The 20,731-nt window shown below is 60.4% G+C and carries 19 protein-coding genes and 1 pseudogene; 7 read left to right on the top strand and 13 right to left on the bottom strand.

Features of this window, described 5'->3' with window-relative positions; genetic code table 11:
• Window positions 1-40 precede the first annotated feature (40 nt).
• The 4 genes from ACE4RL_RS12075 to aspS form a co-directional block, all read right to left on the bottom strand.
• A complete protein-coding gene (locus tag ACE4RL_RS12075; protein ID WP_375597380.1) occupies window positions 41-331 on the bottom strand; it encodes a Dabb family protein in 291 nt (96 codons plus the stop codon).
• On the bottom strand, window positions 328-2,655 hold the full coding sequence (locus ACE4RL_RS12070) for an NADP-dependent malic enzyme (protein WP_375597379.1): 2,328 nt from the start codon (window positions 2,653-2,655) through the stop codon (window positions 328-330). Before ACE4RL_RS12070 ends, ACE4RL_RS12075 begins: the two co-directional genes overlap by 4 nt.
• A gap of 145 nt (window positions 2,656-2,800) precedes the next feature.
• Window positions 2,801-4,399 carry an EAL domain-containing protein gene (locus ACE4RL_RS12065; RefSeq protein ID WP_375597378.1) on the bottom strand — a complete coding sequence of 533 codons (1,599 nt, stop codon included), beginning with the start codon at window positions 4,397-4,399 and terminating at the stop codon, window positions 2,801-2,803.
• Between the two features lie 146 nt (window positions 4,400-4,545).
• Window positions 4,546-6,336: an aspartate--tRNA ligase gene (gene aspS, locus ACE4RL_RS12060; RefSeq protein WP_375597377.1), complete on the bottom strand. Its 1,791-nt coding sequence runs from the start codon at window positions 6,334-6,336 to the stop codon at window positions 4,546-4,548.
• Window positions 6,337-6,521: 185 nt separating this feature from the next.
• Here aspS and rnd point away from each other — a divergent pair, with 185 nt between their 5' ends.
• Window positions 6,522-7,691 carry a ribonuclease D gene (gene rnd, locus ACE4RL_RS12055; protein WP_375597376.1) on the top strand — a complete coding sequence of 390 codons (1,170 nt, stop codon included), beginning with the start codon at window positions 6,522-6,524 and terminating at the stop codon, window positions 7,689-7,691.
• Window positions 7,692-7,700: 9 nt separating this feature from the next.
• Here the strand turns inward: rnd and ACE4RL_RS12050 are convergent, their stop codons facing one another.
• The 4 genes from ACE4RL_RS12050 to ACE4RL_RS12035 are packed head-to-tail and all read right to left on the bottom strand — an operon-like array spanning window position 7,701 to window position 13,199.
• Entirely contained in the window at window positions 7,701-9,236 is a 1,536-nt protein-coding gene (locus ACE4RL_RS12050; protein WP_375597375.1) for an exopolyphosphatase, read from the bottom strand.
• 1 nt (window position 9,237) lies between these two features.
• Window positions 9,238-11,403, bottom strand: coding sequence for an RNA degradosome polyphosphate kinase (locus ACE4RL_RS12045; RefSeq protein ID WP_375597374.1), 2,166 nt, complete (start codon window positions 11,401-11,403; stop codon window positions 9,238-9,240).
• Window positions 11,396-12,130 (bottom strand): hypothetical protein, encoded by a 735-nt coding sequence (locus tag ACE4RL_RS12040; RefSeq protein WP_375597373.1) that lies wholly within the window; start codon window positions 12,128-12,130, stop codon window positions 11,396-11,398. Before ACE4RL_RS12040 ends, ACE4RL_RS12045 begins: the two co-directional genes overlap by 8 nt.
• Window positions 12,111-13,199: an AI-2E family transporter gene (locus tag ACE4RL_RS12035; RefSeq protein WP_375597372.1), complete on the bottom strand. Its 1,089-nt coding sequence runs from the start codon at window positions 13,197-13,199 to the stop codon at window positions 12,111-12,113. Before ACE4RL_RS12035 ends, ACE4RL_RS12040 begins: the two co-directional genes overlap by 20 nt.
• A 134-nt stretch (window positions 13,200-13,333) precedes the next feature.
• Here ACE4RL_RS12035 and purM point away from each other — a divergent pair, with 134 nt between their 5' ends.
• The 5 genes from purM (at window position 13,334) to ACE4RL_RS12010 (ending at window position 17,094) form a co-directional block, all read left to right on the top strand.
• Window positions 13,334-14,410 (top strand): phosphoribosylformylglycinamidine cyclo-ligase, encoded by a 1,077-nt coding sequence (gene purM / locus ACE4RL_RS12030; protein WP_375597371.1) that lies wholly within the window; start codon window positions 13,334-13,336, stop codon window positions 14,408-14,410.
• On the top strand, window positions 14,407-15,000 hold the full coding sequence (purN, locus tag ACE4RL_RS12025) for a phosphoribosylglycinamide formyltransferase (protein ID WP_375597370.1): 594 nt from the start codon (window positions 14,407-14,409) through the stop codon (window positions 14,998-15,000). Before purM ends, purN begins: the two co-directional genes overlap by 4 nt.
• Before the next feature lie 105 nt (window positions 15,001-15,105).
• The gene (locus ACE4RL_RS12020; protein ID WP_375597369.1) at window positions 15,106-15,996 is read left to right on the top strand and encodes a DMT family transporter; all 891 of its coding nucleotides are present in this window, start codon (window positions 15,106-15,108) and stop codon (window positions 15,994-15,996) included.
• Between the two features lie 49 nt (window positions 15,997-16,045).
• Complete coding sequence (locus ACE4RL_RS12015) at window positions 16,046-16,627, top strand: carboxymuconolactone decarboxylase family protein (protein ID WP_375597368.1); 582 nt, start codon at window positions 16,046-16,048, stop codon at window positions 16,625-16,627.
• Between the two features lie 278 nt (window positions 16,628-16,905).
• Entirely contained in the window at window positions 16,906-17,094 is a 189-nt protein-coding gene (locus ACE4RL_RS12010) for a hypothetical protein (RefSeq protein WP_375597367.1), read from the top strand.
• Window positions 17,095-17,096: 2 nt separating this feature from the next.
• Here the strand turns inward: ACE4RL_RS12010 and gatB are convergent, their stop codons facing one another.
• Genes gatB through ACE4RL_RS11990 form a run of 4 tightly spaced genes read right to left on the bottom strand, consistent with a single transcriptional unit; the run spans window position 17,097 to window position 19,939 of the window.
• The gene (gatB, locus tag ACE4RL_RS12005) at window positions 17,097-18,596 is read right to left on the bottom strand and encodes an Asp-tRNA(Asn)/Glu-tRNA(Gln) amidotransferase subunit GatB (protein ID WP_375597366.1); all 1,500 of its coding nucleotides are present in this window, start codon (window positions 18,594-18,596) and stop codon (window positions 17,097-17,099) included.
• Window positions 18,597-18,608: 12 nt separating this feature from the next.
• The gene (locus ACE4RL_RS12000) at window positions 18,609-19,109 is read right to left on the bottom strand and encodes a GNAT family N-acetyltransferase (protein WP_375597365.1); all 501 of its coding nucleotides are present in this window, start codon (window positions 19,107-19,109) and stop codon (window positions 18,609-18,611) included.
• A complete protein-coding gene (locus ACE4RL_RS11995; protein ID WP_375597364.1) occupies window positions 19,106-19,615 on the bottom strand; it encodes a GNAT family N-acetyltransferase in 510 nt (169 codons plus the stop codon). Before ACE4RL_RS11995 ends, ACE4RL_RS12000 begins: the two co-directional genes overlap by 4 nt.
• A gap of 9 nt (window positions 19,616-19,624) precedes the next feature.
• Window positions 19,625-19,939, bottom strand: coding sequence for a chorismate mutase (locus ACE4RL_RS11990; protein ID WP_375597363.1), 315 nt, complete (start codon window positions 19,937-19,939; stop codon window positions 19,625-19,627).
• A 221-nt stretch (window positions 19,940-20,160) separates the two neighbouring features.
• Between ACE4RL_RS11990 and ACE4RL_RS11985 the strand changes: the two are divergent.
• Window positions 20,161-20,298 (top strand): annotated as a pseudogene (locus ACE4RL_RS11985) (YjhX family toxin); the annotation flags it as partial.
• Window positions 20,299-20,336: 38 nt separating this feature from the next.
• Here the strand turns inward: ACE4RL_RS11985 and ACE4RL_RS11980 are convergent.
• Entirely contained in the window at window positions 20,337-20,654 is a 318-nt protein-coding gene (locus ACE4RL_RS11980; RefSeq protein ID WP_375597362.1) for a hypothetical protein, read from the bottom strand.
• Between the last annotated feature and the right edge of the window lie 77 nt (window positions 20,655-20,731).

The following is a 20,731-nucleotide window of genomic DNA, read 5'->3' as shown; positions in this document are numbered from 1 at the left end:
GCCTTTAGGTGCGGATATTCGCTCTTAGCACCCCGATGCGTTACAGCGCAACGTAGTCGAGCTCTTGGAACCGCTCGACCTCGGGCACCCAGCGCTCCTGCACGAAAGCAACGTGATCGGGATGGGCGTTGTAGGCGTCATAAGCGGCCTGATCGGCGAACTCCATGGAGAAGCCGAAAGCGAAATCGGTCTTCGGGCTTACTTGGCGCAGCCGTTCAAACCGCGTGACACCGGGGATGGCGGCCAGAACCAGTGCTGCGTCCAGGAAATCGCGCTCCGCATCCGATCCCGCGGCATGCTTGAGCGTGAAGCTGACAGTGTGTCGAATCAAATCGTTTCTCCAAGGGCTTCATTGGCTGCAATGGCCGCCATATTGACAATGCCGCGGCTTGTAACCGACGGCGCAAGAATATGAGCCGGTGCCTGAGTGCCCATCAGGATTGGGCCGACAGCAAGGCCATTGTTCATTTCTTTGAGCAGCGTCATGGAAAGGTTGGCCGCGTCGAGATCGGGGAACACCAGCAGGTTGGCTTCACCCTTGAGAATGGTATCGGGGATGTAGCGCTCTCTCAGACCTTCATTCAGCGCCAGGTCGCCCTGCATTTCGCCTTCGACAATCAGATCCGGCGCAACCGCCTTGAGCTTGGCATAGGCCTCGCGCATCTTGTAGGCGCTGTCCCCATCCCGCGACCCAAAATTGGAATAGCTCAGCAGCGCCGCCTTGGCCTCGATGTTGAAGCGCTTGAGGTGATCGCGCGCCTGCAGCGTGATCGAGACAATCTCGTCGGCGCTGGGGTTCTGGTTGACATAGGTGTCAGTCAGGAAAAACGCGCCTCGCGGCATGATCAGCATGGAGAGCGCGGAGGCCTCCGTCACCCCCGGCTGCATGCCCAGCACCGATTTGATATCGCGCACATGCTTGATAAAGCGCCCCTGCAGACCGCAAAGCATGGCATCGGCTTCACCACGCTTCAGGGCAAGCGCGCCGATCACTGTGGTGTTGGTCCGCACAATGGTTCGCGCCGTATCTGGCGTCACACCGGTGCGCCCCACCAGCGAATGGAACAGGCTCACATAGTCGCGGTAACGCGGATCATCTTCGGGATTGATGACCTCAAAGTCCCTGCCCGGCTCAATGCTGAGGCCGAACCGCTCGATGCGTGCCTCCAGCACCGCCGGACGCCCTATCAGGATCGGGCGGGCAATACCTTCCTCGAGTAGCACCTGCGCGGCGCGCAACACGCGCTCGTCTTCGCCGTCGGCAAAAGCAATGCGTTTGCCCTTTCCCTGCGCCCGGTCAATGATCGGCTTCATCACGAGCCCAGAGCGGAATACGAAACGGTTGAGGCTGTCCTGATAGGCATCCCAGTCCGCAATCGGCTGCTTGGCCACGCCCGATTCCATCGCGGCGCGAGCCACAGCCGGAGCAATGCGCAGGATCAGCCGCTGATCGAATGGATTGGGAATAATGTGCTCAGGCCCATAGACCGCAGGAGAACCAGAAGGCGACACCTCCAGCCCAGGCTCCCGCGCCAGCTTGGCGATGGCCCGCACCGCGGCCAGCTTCATTTCTTCATTGATGGTCGTGGCATGCACATCGAGCGCGCCGCGGAAGATGAAGGGGAAGCACAAGACGTTGTTGACCTGGTTGGGGTAGTCCGAGCGCCCTGTGCACACCATGGCATCGGGCCTGGTTTCCTTGGCCAGTTCCGGCATGATTTCCGGATTGGGGTTAGCCAGGGCCAGGATCAGCGGCTTGGGGCCCATCTTGGCCAGCATCTCGGGCTTCAAGGCGCCTGCCGCTGAAAGGCCCAGGAACACGTCGGCACCATCAATGACCTCTGCCAGTGTTGTCGCATCGCTGGTGCGCCGGAACTGGCCGCGCCACTTGTCATTGATGTCATTGCGCTTGTGGGTAACCAGGCCGTCCTTGTCCGCCACCCAGATATTCTCATGCTTGGCGCCGAGGGCTACCAGCACATTGAGGCAGGCAATGGCTGCCGCCCCCGCACCGGACGTGCAGATCTTGACGTCTTCGATTTTCTTTCCCGCCAGTTCCAGGCCATTCAGCACAGCAGCACCGACAATGATCGCGGTACCATGCTGGTCGTCGTGGAAGACTGGGATTGGCATCCGGTCCCGCAGCGCCTCTTCGATCTCGAAGCAGTCCGGGGCACGGATGTCTTCGAGATTGATGCCGCCAAAAGTGGGCCAGAGCGGCGCCACAGCATCGGTGAACTTTTTCGGATCGAGCTCGTCGATTTCGAGATCGAACACATCGATGCCGGCGAACTTCTTGAACAGAACCGCCTTGCCTTCCATCACCGGCTTGGAAGCCAGAGCACCGATATTGCCCAGCCCCAGTACCGCCGTTCCGTTGGAGATGACCGCCACCAGGTTCTGCCGCGAGGTATAACGAGCAACCGTTTCCGGCGACTGCGCGATCTCTTCGCAGGGCGCCGCCACGCCAGGCGAATAGGCGAGCGCCAGATCGCGCTGGTTGCCGAGCGGCTTGAGCGGCTGGATTTCCAGTTTGCCGGGCTTGGGAAACTCGTGGAAATGCAGCGCCGCTTCCCGAAGTGCCTTGCGCTGCTCATTGATATCGGTGGACACGTAACTCTCTCCCGGCAGGCCCTTTGGCGGCGTTGGTGCCATCAATCAACGAGATTGAAAAGGCCAGAAAGACCCAAGCCGTCGAGTCGGCGGCAAAATTGCGGCGCCTCCGAAAAATGCAACGATTGCGATGACAGGCTGGCGACAGCGAGGCGATGAAGGGTCCGATTGGGTCCCTTGCACGGGATCAGGCCGCCGAGGCGACCACCTCGAGTCGTGGCTGTGGATTGGACGCGGAATGAAGAGCCAGAGCCAGTTCCTTGAACGCTGTCACCTTCAATGCGGGCGCAAAGATATAGCCCTGCGCGTGCAATACGCCCCTTGAACGCAGGTAAAGCGCTTGTTCTTCTGTTTCGACACCTTCGGCGACGATCTCGCAGTCGAGGTCCTTGGCCATGGCAATCAGCCCATCCAAAACCGGCACCTGTGTCGTCCCCGGCTTGATCATGTCCACGAAGATGCGGTCGATCTTGATGACGTCGACGCCCAGCGTTGCCAGATAGGCCAGATTGGAATGCCCCGTCCCGGCGTCGTCCATGGCCAGCCGCGCGCCGAGCGCATGCAGGCCCGAAATCACGCTCGTGGTGGCCATGGAGTTGGTCAGCGGCCGGCGTTCGGTGATCTCGAACACCAATTGCCGGAAGTTGATGGGCGATTGCCCGAAAATCGCCTGCACATCCTCCACGATGCCAACGTCGCGGAAATGGCCCTCGAACAGATTGATCGAGATCTTCATTTCCGGCAGCGTCTTGGAGAGCTCTCCCAGATCGTTTCGTACCTGCTGCATCAGCGAAACCGTCATGGGAATGGCGAGTCCGGTGACTTCCGCATAGTCGATAAAGGCGCCTGGGGGTATCACCTGCCCGTTTCGCTTCTCCCAGCGGCACAGCACCTCGCAGCCGACCAGCGCGCCAGTGCGTAGGTTGATGACCGGCTGGTAATATGGCTTGATCTCGTTCCGCTCAATGGCCCGTTCCAGGTCAAAGGCCGGAACGCGGGAACGTCGCACATAGCTCAGGCTGAGGATCAGAAAGATCGCGCTGGCCAGACAGGCGATTATCGTGAATGCCACGTCGAGATCGGCATAGCCGGCCCTCACCATCGCGAATGGAACTGCGTATTCAACCTTGATGGGAAACTGCCCTGCATAGCCCTGGGCACTGATATAATCGGCGCTGGACTGACGCCGGTCGAAACCCGATGGATCGCCCAATGTCACAATCGAGAGGCCATTGGTGAGGGTGACCCGCATCATGGCCGCATCCGGCATGGTTTTATTTAGGGCGGATTCCGACTGTCCCAGCAGCGGAACGAAGGTCGATACCCGTCTCGTCTCGCCAAAGGTCTGCGCAATCTTGAGCGCCGGCATGTTCATCTCGCCCAGCTTGACCACCGCCAAGGTCTCAGTCAGCCCAGGAACCGGCAGGGGCTGCGACAGGGGCGAATAGTCCACGACCCGGCCATAGGCGTCGCAATATTGCACGCCGTCCAAATTCTCCACGAGGAACTGCTTGAGGTTGAGGCCACCCTCGAGAGCTTCCTGTGCGTTGGTCACGAAGGTGGGCGTGCACAGCGAAGGGCTGGCCGCGATGACATGGCGCAGGGCCACGACACCATCCATCGCACTTGAATTGATGTGTGAGCTGACTATCTCAACATATAGCTGCGCATTCGCTTTTTCCCGGTACTGGACATAGGCGTCCAGCAGATAGTCCACCGCGATAATGGGCACAAACGCCAGTATGGCGCCCAAAAGCATCAGGACATGGGAAAACTTCGACTTCACACCGCGAATCCGAACCGGGAAATTCTTGCCTACTTGGGTAGCAAGCAAGGATTTAACGGACCATTAATGCTGGTTAATCCGCGCTAACCATAAGCAAAAGGGGCGGTCGCGGCCGCCCCTATGCAGTTCAATTGGTCCCCGGCAATCTAGCTCTGAACGTTCAACCGGATGCTCAGTTCACGAAGCTGTTTGGCAGCAGGAGCGCTGGGAGCCCCCATAAGGAGGTCCTCCGCCTGCTGGTTCATCGGGAAGGCGGTAATTTCGCGCAGGTTCTGCACCCCACACAGCAGCATCACGATGCGGTCGATACCGAAGGCGGCGCCACCATGCGGCGGAGCACCATACTGGAAGGCGCGATACAGCCCACCAAACTGCTCTTCGACCTCCTGGCGGGACTTGCCGGTCAGTTCGAATGCCTTGACCATGGTCTCCGGCTCCTGATTACGGATCGAACCCGAGGCAATCTCGAAACCATTGCATACCGCGTCATACTGATAGGCCGTAAGCGACAAGGGGTCTTCGCCGTTAAGTGCTTCCAACCCACCCTGCGGCATGGAGAAGGGATTGTGAGCAAAGTCCACGCGCTTTTCCTCCTCGTCCCACTCATAGAACGGGAAATCGACGATCCAGCACAGGGCAAAGCGGTCCGTGTCGACCACGCCCAGATCGGTACCGACCTTGGTGCGCGCCTCACCGGCAAACTTGTAAAACTTCTCCGGACGCCCAGCGACAAAGAACACCGCGTCGCCGTCTTCCAGCCCCAGCTGCGCCTTGAGGGCCGCCGTCCGCTCCTCGCCGATATTCTTGGCAATCGGACCCGACCCCTGCCCTTCCTTGAAGAATATATAGCCAAGGCCCGGCTGCCCCTCGCCCTGCGCCCAAGCGTTCATGCGGTCGCAGAACGCGCGACCAATGGGCTCGGCGCCCGCCTTGTTCTTGGCCGGAATGGCCCAAACCTCAACCTTGGGATCGGCCTCGATCTGGTTGGCAAAAACCTTGAAACCGGAACCGGCGAAATGCTCAGTCACAGCCTGGATTTCAATTGGGTTGCGCAGGTCTGGCTTGTCCGAGCCATACTTGCGAATGGCTTCGGCATAAGGAATGCGCGGCCAGCCCTTGGTCACCGGCTTGCCGTCAGCGAATTTCTCAAACACCTCGGTCATCACCGGCTCGACCGTGTTCCAGATGTCTTCCTGGGTCACAAAGCTCATCTCCAGGTCGAGTTGGTAGAACTCGCCTGGCAGACGGTCAGCACGGGGGTCCTCGTCGCGGAAACACGGAGCAACCTGGAAGTAGCGGTCGAAGCCAGCCACCATGAGCAGTTGCTTATACTGTTGCGGCGCCTGCGGCAGGGCAAAGAACTTGCCGGGATGAATGCGACTGGGCACCAGGAAGTCGCGCGCGCCTTCGGGTGAAGAGGCCGTCAGGATCGGAGTCGAAAATTCGGTGAACCCGGCCTCCCCCATTCCAGCGCGCATCGCGGAAATGATCTTGGTACGCTTGACGATGTTGCCGTGCAGTTTCTCGCGGCGCAGATCGAGGAAGCGGTAGCGCAAGCGGATGTCCTCGGGATATTCGGCTTCGCCGAAGACCGGCAGCGGTAGTTCCTTGGCCGCGGAGAGCACCTCGATCTCCCGGATGAAAACCTCAATCGTTCCGGTTGGTATGTTCGGGTTCACCACCGCCGCGTCGCGCAGCTTCACCTCTCCATCGATCCGCAGCACCCATTCGGACCGCACGGTTTCTGCGGTGGCAAACGCGTCAGAATCCGGGTCGATGACGCACTGCGTAATGCCATAATGGTCGCGCAGATCGATGAACAGCAACCCGCCGTGATCACGCACGCGATGCACCCAGCCTGAGAGGCGCACATTATTGCCCGCATCGCCCGCCGAAAGGGCACCACAGGTGTGGGAACGGTAGCGATGAAGGGTCATGTCAGGTCTCGAAATTGCTGAATAAAGGCCGGAATCTCGGGCGGGAAAAGCGCATGGCGCGCCCCGCTTGTCAAGGCGGCAGGACTTCTCGCGATCAGCCTCTTCACTGCGAGGAAAATCCAAGGTGGAGCTAACGATCCGCACCTGCTAGGAAGAATAGTGACGAATTTGAGACGGTAGTACGTATGGACCTCATAGTTTCCACAGAAGCGCTGGCGGCTTTCTGCGAGCGCGCTTCCCAGTTCGAATTTGTGACGGTCGACACAGAATTCCTGCGTGAAACCACATACTGGCCGCGGCTTTGCCTGATCCAGGTTGCCACTGATGACGAAGCGGTGCTGATCGATCCGCTGGCGCCCGACATCAAGTTGGCACCGTTTTTTGCTCTTCTCGCAAACCCCAATGTCACCAAGGTCTTCCATGCCGCGCGTCAGGACGTCGAAATTTTCGTCAAGCTGACGGGTGCAGTGCCCCACAACATCTTCGACACTCAGGTTGCCGCCAGCGTTTGCGGCTTTGGCGACAGCGCCTCCTATGACAGTCTGGTCCGGTCGATCTGCAAGGTCGAACTCGACAAATCCTCGCGCTTCACCGATTGGTCCGCCCGCCCGCTTTCCGAAAAGCAGCGCATCTACGCTTTGGCTGACGTCACCTGGCTGCGCGACATCTACCGCGAATTGCGCAAGCAGGTCGAAGCCACGCGACGCTGGGACTGGGTCGAAGACGAGATGGCCACGTTGCGCAGCATCGACACCTATGTAGTCCAGCCTGACCAGGCTTGGAACCGGCTAAAGATGAAGTTCAATCGCCCGCGCGATCTGGCCGCCATCAAGGTGCTGGCGCAATGGCGCGAGCAAAAGGCGCAGGACACCGACCAGCCGCGCAGCCGCATCCTCAAGGACGACGTGCTGGGTGAATTGGCGACCCAGCGCCCGCTCACCGCCGACGCCTTCGAAAAGTTGCGCGCCGTGCCCCGCGGTTTTGGTCGCAGCGCGGCCGCCGCCGAGATCATGACCCTGCTCCGGGAGGTTGATGCTCTTCCCAAGTCGGCTCTGCCCAGCCTGCCCGAACGTTATCGCGGTCCTTCACCCAAGGGTGCGATCGGTGATCTGGTCCGCGTGCTGCTCAAGGCTGTGGCCGAGCAGCATGGTGTTGCCGCCCGGATCATTGCCACATCAGACGAGATCGACGCGCTTGTGCTGGACGACGATGCCGACGTGCCCGCCCTGAAAGGCTGGCGCCGCAAGCTGTTCGGCGAAAAGGCGTTGGCAATCAAGCATGGCCGTATCGGCCTGGTGGCGACACGCAAGGGCATCATCGAGTTCTCGGTGAGTCAGACCGAGGCAGCCGAATAGGCTCGGCGCCTACCCTACATCGACCCGCCATTTGGCGTGCCCCGCACCCTCGGCAAACTGCCGCAGGCGGTTCCGCAGGTGGTCGCCATCAAGGAATGCGAAGTCACCCGGCAACTTAAGGACGAGCGTATCCTCGTCAAGACGGAACCGCGTCCTTGGCAGGATGCCAGGCATCGCCGCCGTCATTGGATAGGCCACGCGCATCATCGATCCGATCAGCCGCGCGCGCTGGGTCAGGGCCTCCGACCCCAGCGGCGCGAGAACCAGCGCCGACTTGGCCTTGAGGCCGTCATAGCGAACCGCGAGCGTCTGTGCCAGAAATGATCGGCCCGGGTGATCGACACCGGTTAGTGACCCATAGGCCACCGAATCCACGCTCTGCGGCCCGCGATAGTCCGGGTGCGAGCGCCAGCCTATATCTGCCAACAAGCACGCAACGACCCGCAGCCGCGCTTCCGCTGCAGTTTCCTCGATGCCCACGGCGGAAAAGTACTGCGCCGAAAACTCGACAAGGTCATTGGCATGGGCCGGCGAACGGGAACGCAGCACGGACAATTCTTCGGCGCCCTGAATGAGCGGATCGATTGCACGCTCCCGCTCATCGAGCATTCCAAAGAGGTAGCCTTCGCGAACCCCCAATGCCGAGAACACCACACTGCCGAACTGTCCGGCCTTGAGAATCTCGGCCATGATTGCCGCACCGAAAGGAACTAGTTCCCGGCGAGAACTGCTGACGTCCCCCGCGCCCAGGTAACCCTTGAGCGCATCGGCTGCTGCAATTTCCTCGCAGAAGGCGACCATGTCATCGGCGGGCACCACATAATCCTGCACCATGTGCAGGGGATAGTCGCGCAATCCCTGGTGAAGCTTGGCAAGGGCGCGCCAGGTACCGCCGATCGCCGCGAACTGCGCGCCCTTCTTCGCCGTCTTCAGGATCGAGCCCTCGAGCCGTTCCCGGGCCAGCGCCGCCGCCTTTTTTGGCGAGCCATCCGCATCATCCTGCAGCCGGATGACACCTAGCTCAAAGCTTTCGCCATTGGTGTCGTGACCATCGGCGATGTCGGAGAGTTCAAGGCTCCCACCGCCGAGGTCCCCAACAATGCCGCTGAAGCCGGGAATGCCGGCGACCACGCCCAGCGCCGCGTAGTGCGCCTCTTCCTGGCCACTCAGCACGCGGACCGGCGCGTCCATGATAGCCTCGACCGACGAGACGAACTCGTCGCGGTTAGCCGCATCGCGAACGGCGGAGGTCGCCAGAATATAAACTTTGCCGACACGCATCATGCGGGCCACGAGCGCGAAGCGCTTCATGGCCTCCAAGGCCTTTTCCATATTGGCATCAGCAAGGCGCTTGCTCTGCGCGATGCCGCGGCCCAAGGCGCAGGCAGACTTTTCGTTGTACAGCGGCGTCAGGGCACGTGCGTGTCGCTCATAGACGACAAGGCGAACCGAATTGGAGCCGATGTCCAGAACCGCAACGGGTCGGGCGCCTTTGATTCGCCCTTGTGCTGTCGGATCGGCATCGACGCCCCAAAACTGTGTCAATTTAATCCTCGTCAGTCTCCGCCTCGCCCGCACTGCCGCGGCCGGACAGCGAAGGATTGGTCATGAAGTAGTCGTGGGCGTTGAAGGGTTCTTCGCCCTCGCTCACCCTTACACGATGGGAGCTGCCATCGGGAAGCACTTCCCAGCTCTGCTGGTTGTCCTTGAGATAGGCAACCATAATCCGGTCCAGAATCTGCTTGTGCACCGTTTCGTTGAGGATCGGAACCAGCGTTTCCACTCGCCCATCCAGATTGCGCCCCATGATATCGGCCGATGATATATAGACCTTGGCCCGCGGCGAGGGCATGACTTCGCCATTGCCGAAACAATAGATGCGGCTGTGCTCAAGGAACCTGCCGACCACCGATTTGACCCGGATATTGTCGGAGAACCCGGGAATTCCGGGCCGCAGGCAGCAGATGCCACGAACGATCAGGTCAACCTTCACACCAGCCTGGCTCGCGTCGTAGAGCGCGTCGATCACCTGTGGATCGACCAGAGAGTTCATCTTGAGCAAGATGCCCGCGGGCTGGCCGTTGCTGGCCAGCTCGATTTCATGAGCGATATTATCAAGCAGCGTCTGGCGCAGATTGACGGGCGAAACGGCGATAGTCTCGAGTTCTGTCGGGCGCGCATAACCCGTGATGAAATTGAACACCCTCGCCACGTCGCGCGTAATCGCCGGGTCGATGGTGAAGTAGCTCAGGTCGGTATAAATCTTGGCGGTGATCGGGTGGTAGTTGCCGGTGCCGATATGGCAATAGCTGACGAGCTTGCCCTTTTCGCGCCGTACCACCTGGCTGAGCTTGGCGTGTGTCTTGAGCTCGACAAAGCCGAACACCACCTGCGCCCCGGCCCGCTCAAGATCGCGCGCCCAGCGGATATTTGCTTCCTCATCGAAGCGCGCTTTCAGCTCCACCAGGCAAGTCACCGACTTGCCCGCCTCGGCCGCCAGAATGAGGGCCTTGACGATCGGGCTGTCCGAAGAGGTGCGGTAAAGCGTCTGCTTGATGGCTACGACATCCGCGTCACGCGCCGCCTGCATCAGAAACTGCGCCACCACGTCAAAACTCTCGAACGGATGATGCACCAGGATATCCTTGGCACGGATGGCAGCGAAGCTGTCGCCATTATAGTCCCGGATACGTTCCGGGAACCGAGCCAGATAGGGCGTGAACTTGAGATCGGGGCGATCGACGTCGCAGATCTTGCGCGCATCGGCCAATCCCAGGAAGCCTTGCACCTCAAAGACATCAGCTTCCTTGACCCCGAGCTGTTCGCCAATCTGGCGCTTGAGGGCCCGCGGCATGGACCTCTCGATCTCCAGCCGGATCACCTGACCGCGGCGGCGTTGGCGTAGCGCACTCTCAAATTCCACCACTAGATCTGCGGCTTCATCGTCGATTTCGATTTCGCTGTCGCGAATGACCCTGAACGCCCCCGAACCAACCACTTCATGGCCCGGAAACATCTTGTGAAAGAAGAGCTTGACCAGCGTATCGATGGTCACAACCTCAGAACGGCCGTCTGAGACCAGCCCGCTGGGCAAATTGATGAAGCGGTCCAGATTGCTCGGAATGCGAACCAGGGCCGTCAGATGCTGATCGGAATTCGGACGTTTCAACTCGAAGGCGAGCGCCAGGCCCAGATTGGGAATAAACGGGAACGGATGGGCCGGGTCGACGGCAATTGGCGTCAGGACCGGAAAGATTTCCTCGCGGAACAGCTTTTGCAAATAGGCGACCTGGTCACCGGTCAGATCGTCGGTCTCGTGTATCACCACGTTTTGCGCAAATAGCTCTTCGCGCAGTTCCTTCCAGTGATCCTGCTGCTCGAGCTGCAGATGCTGGGCAAGCGTCGCAATTTCCTCAAGCTGTTCGGCCGGCGAGAGGCCATCGGCGCTCTGCTTGGTCATGCCAGCGCGAATTTGGCCCTTCAGCCCCGCCACGCGCACCATGTAGAATTCATCAAGGTTATTGGCCGAGATGGAAACAAAGCGCAGCCGTTCCAGCAGCGGATGCGCTTCATTCCCGGCCTCTTCAAGCACCCGCATGTTGAACTGGAGCCAGCTGACCTCGCGATTGACGAAGCGCGCCGGGCTGGTGCGCAGCGCCTCGACATCCGGAACCGATCCTTCAGCTTCGGCAATTTCGGTCATCTCATTCATCGATTTCAGCGTCCCAATCCTGTGGCCGGTCGTGCCCACGCGCTCGGCGGCGCAGCGCCAGGGCCTCCGACGCTATTGTGCGGGTAATAGCCGACCCTTTGGCAAGAGCCAGCCTGTCCATAAGTTCAACAAGGCTCGCGGCTTCCTCGGAGCTGCGCTCCATGCGCGGCACCACATAGCCGATCACCTTGGGGTCGACCTTGATCTGTCGATCCCCAAACAATTTCACGAACATCTGTGACAACTCAATGTCGTCCGTGATTGCGAGCCGGAAAACTGGCGCCCTACGTATCCGGGAGCGCACATCATCGGTCTCAAGCGACCAGGTTGCAACCTCCTCCCGCGCGGTGAGAAGCAGAGTCCGGGAGCCGCGCATGGCCTGGTTGAGCAGGTGAAACAGATGGTGCTCGTCATAGTCCAGCCGGTCGACATCCTCGACCAGAAGAGCCTCCTGCCCAGACTCTGAAGCAATCTGGGCAATCGAGTCTGGAGTCACCATCACGGCCTGGCTTCGTTCGCAGAAGATCCGGGCCAGATGCGACTTGCCCGACGCTGTCGGGCCAATCAACAGGGTCACGCCATCGGGCCAATGCGGCCAGGCAAGGATGCGGGCATGCGCCATCGCATTGCCCGCCCCGACCAGGAAGTCGTCCTCAGCATGGGAAGGTTCATGTCCTAGATCGAGCGGCAACTGCCGCGGACCATGCTCAGGATGCAACATCGTCATGGGGCGCTCGCCGCGGACCGAGATAGAGCGAGCTTTCCTTGTACTTCCGCACACCGTAACGCACCAGCACCGAGGCAATGGCTGCCATGGGCACGGCGAGCAACAGCCCCACAAAACCGAAAATGGCGCCTAGGCCCAACAGGGCGAACATCATCCAGACCGGATTGATGTTGATCGAGGAGCCCACCAGCTTGGGATAGAGCACATTGCCCTCGATGAACTGCCAGAAGAAGTAAACCCCAGCCACCAGAACGATCATCCACCAATTGGGCGCGTATTGCACCAGAGCAATGCCGACGGAAAGCCCAAGGCCCAGGGCAAATCCGACAAAGGGAACGAAGCTGAACAGCCCCGCGATCAAGCCAACGGCCAGGCCGTAATTGAGGCCAATCACACTCAGCGCAGTGGCATAGAACGCCGCATCGAGCAGCAACACGCTGCCCTGCCCGCGAATGACCCCGGCCATGGACTTGTCGATCTCGCGCAGAACGCCCTTCACTTCGCCCTTGTGCTGCTTGGGCAGAAGGTCGTCGATGCCGCGAACCATGCCTTCCCAATCAAGCAGCAGATAAAACGCAACCACGGGCGCCAGCACTGTGAAACCAACCACAGCCGCCCCGGTCAGGCCGATATTGACCAGCTCGGCCGGCAAGGTGGCGATAAAACCCAGCGTCTGGCGCGTCAAATCGTTCAGGCTGGTCTGCACTTGCGCAGCGCGTTCCGGCCCTAGCCAGGCATTGATTTCCGGCGACCAGGCCGCGGCAAGCTCCTGCAAATCGCCGACATAACCGGGCAGGCGCTGTATCAGACCGATGATCTGCTGGCCGATCAGCGGTACAAACATGAAGAACAGGCTGATCACAACGGTCAGGACGCTGAACAATACCACCACGGTCGCCCAAGCGCGGCTGAACCGCCACTTCTGCAATTGGTTGACCAGCGGGTTCAGCAAATAGGCCAGCGCGGCTCCTACGACAAAGGGTAAGAGTATGCCGCGGAACACCCAGAGCAACAGGACCAGGGCGATGAGCAGCCCAATCCAGATGAACACTTGATTTCTGAGTGCCATGGTGCCGGGCGGCCCTTGCGTCTGGGTAATCGAAAAGCTATCAGGCCGTCTAACGGCCAGCACCGAAAAGATCAACCAATCCGGTTCGCGCGCACGCTGTTGCGCCCGCAATCCCCAGCATGGCAAGAAGGCACATGTCCGACGCACAAAATCTGCCATCAAACGGCCTCTCATACAAGCAGGCGGGAGTCGACATCGACGCAGGCAACGCCCTTGTTGAAGCCATCAAGCCGGCCGTCCGCTCCACCCGTCGCCCTGGTGCTGACGGCGAGATCGGGGGCTTTGGCGGATTGTTTGATCTCAAGGCGGCCGGCTTTGTTGATCCGGTTCTGGTCGCGGCCAATGACGGGGTCGGCACCAAGCTCAAGATCGCCATCGACACCGGCAAGCACGACACCATCGGCCAGGACCTGGTGGCCATGTGCGTCAATGACCTCATCGTGCAGGGCGCCGAGCCGCTGTTCTTTTTGGACTACCTGGCCACCGGCAAACTCGATGTCGACCAGGGCAAATCCATCGTTGAGGGCATCGCCCATGGCTGCCGCCTCGCCGGCTGCGCGCTGATCGGGGGCGAAACCGCCGAGATGCCCGGCATGTATCACGGGAATGATTATGATCTGGCCGGTTTCGCGGTGGGGGCCGCCGAACGCGATGCCCTGCTGCCACGCAAGGACATTGCCGCAGGCGACCTGCTCGTGGCCATCGCCTCCTCCGGCGTCCATTCGAACGGCTATTCTCTGGTTCGCAAGATCGTTGAGCTCTCCGGCCTCGCCTGGGACGCACCGGCTCCCTTTGCTGCGGGCAATACCCTGGCCGAAGCGCTGCTCGAACCCACCCGCATCTATGTAAAGCCCCTGCTGGCTGCTCTGCGCGCCGGGCTCGGCGTCAAGGCGCTGGCCCATATCACCGGTGGCGGCTTCATCGACAATATCCCCCGCGTCCTGCCTGACACCCTGGCTGCCGATATCGATCTGGCTGCAATCACCGTCCCGCCTGTCTTCGGCTGGCTTTCCAAGACCGGCGGCATGAGCGAGCGCGAAATGTTGCGCACCTTCAATTGCGGGGTTGGCATGCTCGTCGCCGTTCAGGCGGAAGACGCGGACCGGCTGGTCGACAGCCTGACGGCTTCCGGCGAACTCGCCGCCATTGTTGGCACATTGATTGAGCGCACCGCTGAGCCGGTCACTTTCAAGGGCAAGCTGGCGCTGTGACGACCAAGAAACGCGTCGCCATTCTCATTTCCGGGCGCGGCTCCAACATGGCCGCACTGATCGAGGCTGCCAAGGCACCAGACTATCCCGCACAGATCGTTGGGGTGTTTTCCAACAAGCCTGATGCGCCCGGCCTCGACTTCGCACGCAAGAACAACATTCCCACGGCATCCGTCTCGCACAGGGACTATGCCAGCCGCGAGGCCTTCGACGCAGAGATCGAGAAAGCGCTCACCAATTGGGCTGCCGACTTCGTCTGCCTTGCCGGCTTCATGCGCATTTTCAGCACAGAGTTTGCCCAACGGTGGACGGGGCGCATACTCAACATCCACCCTTCCCTGCTGCCCAAATACAAAGGGCTGCATCCCCAGCAGCAGGCCCTGAACGCTCACGAGAGCGAAAGTGGCTGCACGGTGCATTGGGTAACCGCAGAACTGGATGCGGGACCCACCATACTGCAACGCCGGGTTCCCATCCTATCGGGCGACACGGCAGAGACGCTGGCCGCGCGCATCCTGGTTGAAGAACACCGGGCTTATCCCGAAGCCCTGGCAAAGCTGGCCCGGGGCGAGGTCGCCTACGCGGGCTAAGCCAGAACAGTCATCACTGCAATTGATGACTCCCATAGTCAAAATCGGTTCGACCTTTGTTCCGGTCAGGCGTAGCGTGCGGACGTTTTCGCTAAGGTCGGTGACATGAGTCTGCGTGACTGGTTCTGGATCATACTGCTGGGCGCCATCTGGGGGTGTTCCTTCGTCTTCAACGCTGTCTTGATCCGTGAACTGGGCCCGCTTTGGGTTACCTCTCTGCGTGTCGGCATAGGTGCCCTGGGCTGCTGGGTGGTTCTCTTCGCCCTGCGTAAACCGATCCCGCGCGATCCCGTGCTCTGGCTGCAATTGGCCGGCCTCGGCGTCGTCGCCTATGCGATTCCATTCGCGCTGTTCCCACTCGCCCAAGCGAATCTGGCCAGCGGCATTGCCGCGATTATCAATGCCCTGACACCCATGGTGACCGCGGTCATTTCTCACTTCTGGATTGGCGGGGAGAAAGCGACGGCGACCAAGTTCACCGGGGTTGGCTTCGGTTTTGTTGGTGCGGCCATCCTGGTCTCTCCCGCGCTCTCCGTGGGTGGCACGACCCAGCTCTGGGCGGTGGCCGCCTGCCTGGGGGCAACCCTGTGCTACGCGCTCACGCTCAACATCACCCGCAGCTTCAAGCACATCGAGCCGACCGCCTTCGCCTCGATCGCACTCACTGGAGCTGCTGTCGTGGCCATACCAGTGGCCATCTGGTCTGAAGGCATGCCGGTGATGACTCGGCCCGAGACCTGGGGTGCGGCCTTCGCAATTGGCCTGCTCTCGACTGCCTTCACCTTCCAGATCATGTATCGCATCCTGCCGCGCGTCGGTGCGACCAATTTTGCCACCACAACCTTCATCGCGCCGATTTCGGCCCTGATAATCGGTGTCACCGTTTTGGGAGAGACCATCCTGCCCATTCAGCTGGTTGGCATGCTGGTGATTTTTTTCGGCCTTCTGTTCATCGACGGGCGCATTCGCGCCATCTGGCGCCGCGTTCCCGTCTAGATCATATTGGTTCCAGTTCGGCAGCGCGCGCCGTGCAGGAGACATCCAGATGTATCTCAAGACCATCGAGCCAGCCCAGGCCATGGGTGAACTGGCAGATCTCTACAATGCAGAAATCGCCTCAATGGGGAGAGTAATGGCGGCGACCCAGTGCTGGTCGGCCCGTCCCGATATGATCATGCCTATCGAGCGCCTGCTTCACCAGATGCGGGACAATTTCTCGCTGGGGCTGCTCAATTTTCGGCTGATTACTTTCATCGCCGCCAAATACGTCCCGTCCAGCTATTGCTCCCATGTCTATTTCAAGCTGATTTCGAACGCCCTGGGCCGGGAGAAGGCCTTGGCGATCCACCGGGATTATCGAACTGCCGGGCTCACCGAGCAGCAGGTGGCGATGCTGGCCTATGCCGAACAGATTACGAAGGACGCCTCGCGCATATCCCAGACGGACATTGACCACCTGCGCTCCGTTGGTCTGAGTGACCTCAATATTGCTGACATCGCCTTGGCAGCCTCCTACCGGAATTTCATGAGCAGATATTTCGATGCAGTGGGGGCCAGCACGGAGCCGGATTTTCTCGATGCGGATCCTGAGGTCAGGGCAGAAATGGCGGTCGGCAAGCCTGCTTAGCGCCCTTCCGTCGATTCCCACTGGTCGGGAACTCTCTTGCCAGCCACCCGTTGGTCGGCAGGAGAAGAGATATGCCCGACAAGCCCGACATTGACCCACGGACGAGCCCCGAGATCGTGCCGCAACCCGAGCCTCCGCAGCCCCAACCTGTCGATCCGGTGCCGCCAAGGCCGAACGAAGTTCCAACGCCGGATCAGCCGGTGGAAGACCCCTACCGCTCGCCCTCGCCCGAGATTCCGCCAGATCCACAGCATGACCCACGCCCGAGGGAGGTCTAGATGCGAGATCCATTGGAACGCCGCCCGGAAAATCGCGATATCACGCCCGAACAAGTGCCAGCGATGCCAAGGCACTTGCCGACCGATGATACCGACAATCCTCACAGCACCCCGCTCAGGCGGGAGCAGGACAGCGAGACACCCAATGATCGTGATCCACGGGAGCGCAGCGACGACACCGCTCCGTAAGGTTATTCGATCCCGAGCTTCTGCTTCATCATCTCGTTGAGCGCTTGCGGGTTGGCCTTGCCGCCCGACGCCTTCATCGCCTGACCGACGAACCAGCCAATCATGGTCGGCTTGGCTTTGACCTTTTCGACCTGCTCGGGATTGGCCGCGATGATCTCGTCGACGATCTTCTCGATCGCCCCAAGATCGGTCACTTGCTTGAGGCCGCGACGCTCCACGATCTCGGCGGGCTCCCCTTCGGGTTCCTCGGCGATCAGGATTTGCAGCACGTCTTTGCCGCCCTTGGACGAAATGACGCCACCGGCGATCAGGTCAACCAGCCCTGCAATTTGGGCCGGTTGCAGATGCGTTTCCCATACTGCGAGACCCTGGCTATTGGCATAGGCGGCAACATCGCCATTGAGAATGTTGGCCACGGCCTTGCCGTCGCGCTTTTTCCCGCCATGAGCGACGCAGGATTCGTAATAGTCTGCCGTCTCTCGGTCGAGCGTCAGCACCATCGCGTCATAGGGCGTCACGCCGTAATCGGCGATAAACCGCGCCTGTTTTTCGTCCGGCAGTTCCGGCAGGTGCTGGGCCAGGTCGCTGATGAAAGCGTCGTCAAATTCGAGCGGTAGCAGGTCGGGATCTGGGAAGTAGCGATAGTCATGCGCTTCTTCTTTGGAGCGCATCGACCGGGTTTCACCCAGCTTGGGATCGAACAGCCGCGTTTCCTGGTCGATCATGCCGCCATCTTCGAGAATGTCGATCTGGCGGCGCGCTTCATATTCGATCGCCTGACCGGCAAAGCGGATCGAATTGACGTTCTTGATTTCGCAGCGCGTACCAAATTCGCCACCCGGCCGACGCACCGACACGTTGACGTCGGCGCGCATCGAGCCCTGCTCCATGTTTCCATCACAGGTGCCCAGATAGCGCAGGATGGTCCGCAGCTTGCTCAGATAAGCCTTTGCCTCTTCGGATGAACGCAGATCGGGCTTGGAGACGATCTCCATCAGCGCAACGCCCGACCGGTTGAGGTCCACAAAGCTCATATTGGGGTGCTGGTCATGGATCGACTTGCCGGCATCCTGCTCCAGATGCAGGCGCTCGATTCCGATTTCGATCTGTTCGCCATCGACATCGAGCAGCACCTTGCCCTCTCCCACAATGGGGTCCTTGAACTGGGAAATCTGATAGCCCTGGGGCAGGTCCGGGTAGAAGTAGTTCTTCCGGTCAAACACCGACCGCTTGTTGATTTGGGCCTTGAGCCCCAGTCCCGTCCGCACCGCCTGGCGCACGCACTCTTCGTTGATCACCGGCAACATGCCGGGCATAGCCGAATCCACGAAGCTCACATTGGCATTGGGCGGATTGCCGAAGGCGGTCGAGGAGCCGGAGAACAGCTTGCTCTCGCTGGTCACTTGGGCATGCACCTCCATGCCGATGATCACCTCCCAGTCGCCGGTCGAACCGGAGATCAGGCGCTTTTTGTCGGGGGTGCGGGTATCAACGAGGGTCATGTTCGCGCAGTCCTACGCCGCTTCCCGCAACGGCTTGCGGAAGCGGATTTTGTCCAGTTCATAATTCAGGCTGGCGGAAAACTTCATACCGCGCCAAACGGGTTCATACCCCTGACGCAGATAGAAGCGCACCGCCCCGGCATGGCCGGCATAGGTTTCCAGCTCTGCAAACGCAAAGCCCTGCTTGGCGATAACCTCTTCCAGCGCCTCAAGCAAGGCCACTCCCACCCCTTGCCGCTGCGCGGCGGGCGCAACCCAGAGATCGGAGATGACATGATCCATGTCTTCGCGCGCACCCCAGCCAAGAATGGTGCCGTGGCCGCTGGCAACGAGAATGGTTTGCGGCTTGTCCCGACAGAAAGTCACGAACTCTGCTCGCAGCTTTTGCCGGTCGGTTCGCCCGGCATCGTCGTGCCCAAAAGGGCTGTTCTGCCAGGCGTCGAAGCCAATGTTGCCGACTGCTTCAGCCAGCTCAGGCTGCGCCCGAGAAATCCGCAGATCGACCAGCCTCACTCTTCCTCGATTTCCCCGTCATAGGGGCGCAGGCGCTTTTCCAGATGCACGCTCATGAATGGTGAGTGGCCCTCCCGCCCGTCAGGACGCAGTGCCAGAATGCGATAGCCCTGTCGCTCATAGAACCGCACAGCGCGGACGTGATCGGCTGGTGTCTCCAAGTGCACCCGATCCGCGCCATGCAGTTCCAGTATCGTCTCCATGCGGTCGAGCAGCGTAGCCCCGATTCTGTGGCCCTGCATCTCGGGCATGACAAAGAGGTAGGGAATATAACTGCGGCCCGGCACGCGGGAACACCAGCCAACGACCACGCTGTCGATTTCGGCCGCTATGGTGTGTCGCCAGCCCTGCGCCACCGCATGCGACAGCCTGCGCCGCTCCGCGTCCTTCAGTCCTGGCTTGTCGGTGAGAAAGGGAAATATGCCATGTTCCCACGCGCGAAAGGCGATGTCGGCCAGTCGCGGGGCATCCGTCATTTCCGCCTTGCGTAACAGAATGCCCGCCATCTGTGCCTCCTATTTGGCGCGCTTGCGCGCCGCAATGATGCCCTTCTCGTAATTGATGTTCCAATTGATCAGGGTTCGCCAGATAAGTTCGGCCTGATCTTCGTCAAGATCAAGCTCCAAACTGAGCCCGCGGACCTTCTTGATAATGGCTTCAATCCGCGCCGGATCGAACGCCTCGTGCGGATCGGTCTTTATTTCGGCCATGCGCGTCACGTAACCATGCCGTTCCGCGAAAAGATTGAGCAGTGCCTGATCGATGCGATCAATCTCAGCACGCACATCATCCTTGGACTCGCATTCAGCAGGCAGTTTGGCAGCGGTCACGGCGCCCCCCATATGTTCGTATAGTGTTGCTGGTTTGCACCACCCTCCCGTGGATTTCAACCCGGACGGGCGGCAGTCTGGCACCGCTAGCGGCGGCGCCCTGGTATCAAACTGATGTTTAGTCAGTCCGAGATTGCCTGAGACCCCGTCCTCTTGTGACGGGGAATGAATGAACCGGACGTTGCCGGCCTTCGGATCAGCGCGGCCAAGTTTGTTCGCGCTGGCTGATTAGCGGGCTATCACCGCTCATCTTCAACAAGCTCAAAGCCAAGAAAGCCATCCGGTCGCAAGCCGGCCAGCCCTACCGGATCACTCGGCGCGGGCTGGTTCTGGTGCGCAGCCAGGTGGATAACCGGTAATCTTCTCACCTCTCCCCGCAAGGGGAGGGGTGACCAATTCAATGCCTGGTCACATCGCTTAATGCTGCCGCGATGTGCTCCCACTCCTGGGAGACGCTTGCGGTGGCGCGTCGCTTGCCGGCCCGCCGATACCAGTAATCGGCATTACCCATGTCGGCTTCGATCCAGTGCATCAGGGCATGCACCCAGTCGAAGGCCTGAACGCCCTCCATGGACTGGACGATATTGTGCGCCCTCTCCCATTCGGGCCCCACGCGCAACTCACCCTTCTTCAGCCACCACAGCGCCTGCAGCGGCTTGCTCATATCCTTGGGAGGCTCGGACCAGTCGAGCGAAGTGAAGATATCTACGGCCATCGGCGGATTTCCTGTTGGCCCGGACGCGGCAAGCGGGCGCGTCTCCACCAGTTTTAGTTTGTGCATGTGCGGCAAAT

The sequence above is a fragment of the Devosia polycyclovorans genome, from assembly GCF_042181575.1.
Classification (GTDB): domain Bacteria; phylum Pseudomonadota; class Alphaproteobacteria; order Rhizobiales; family Devosiaceae; genus Devosia; species Devosia polycyclovorans.
This window is presented reverse-complemented; position numbering and strand designations above follow the sequence as displayed.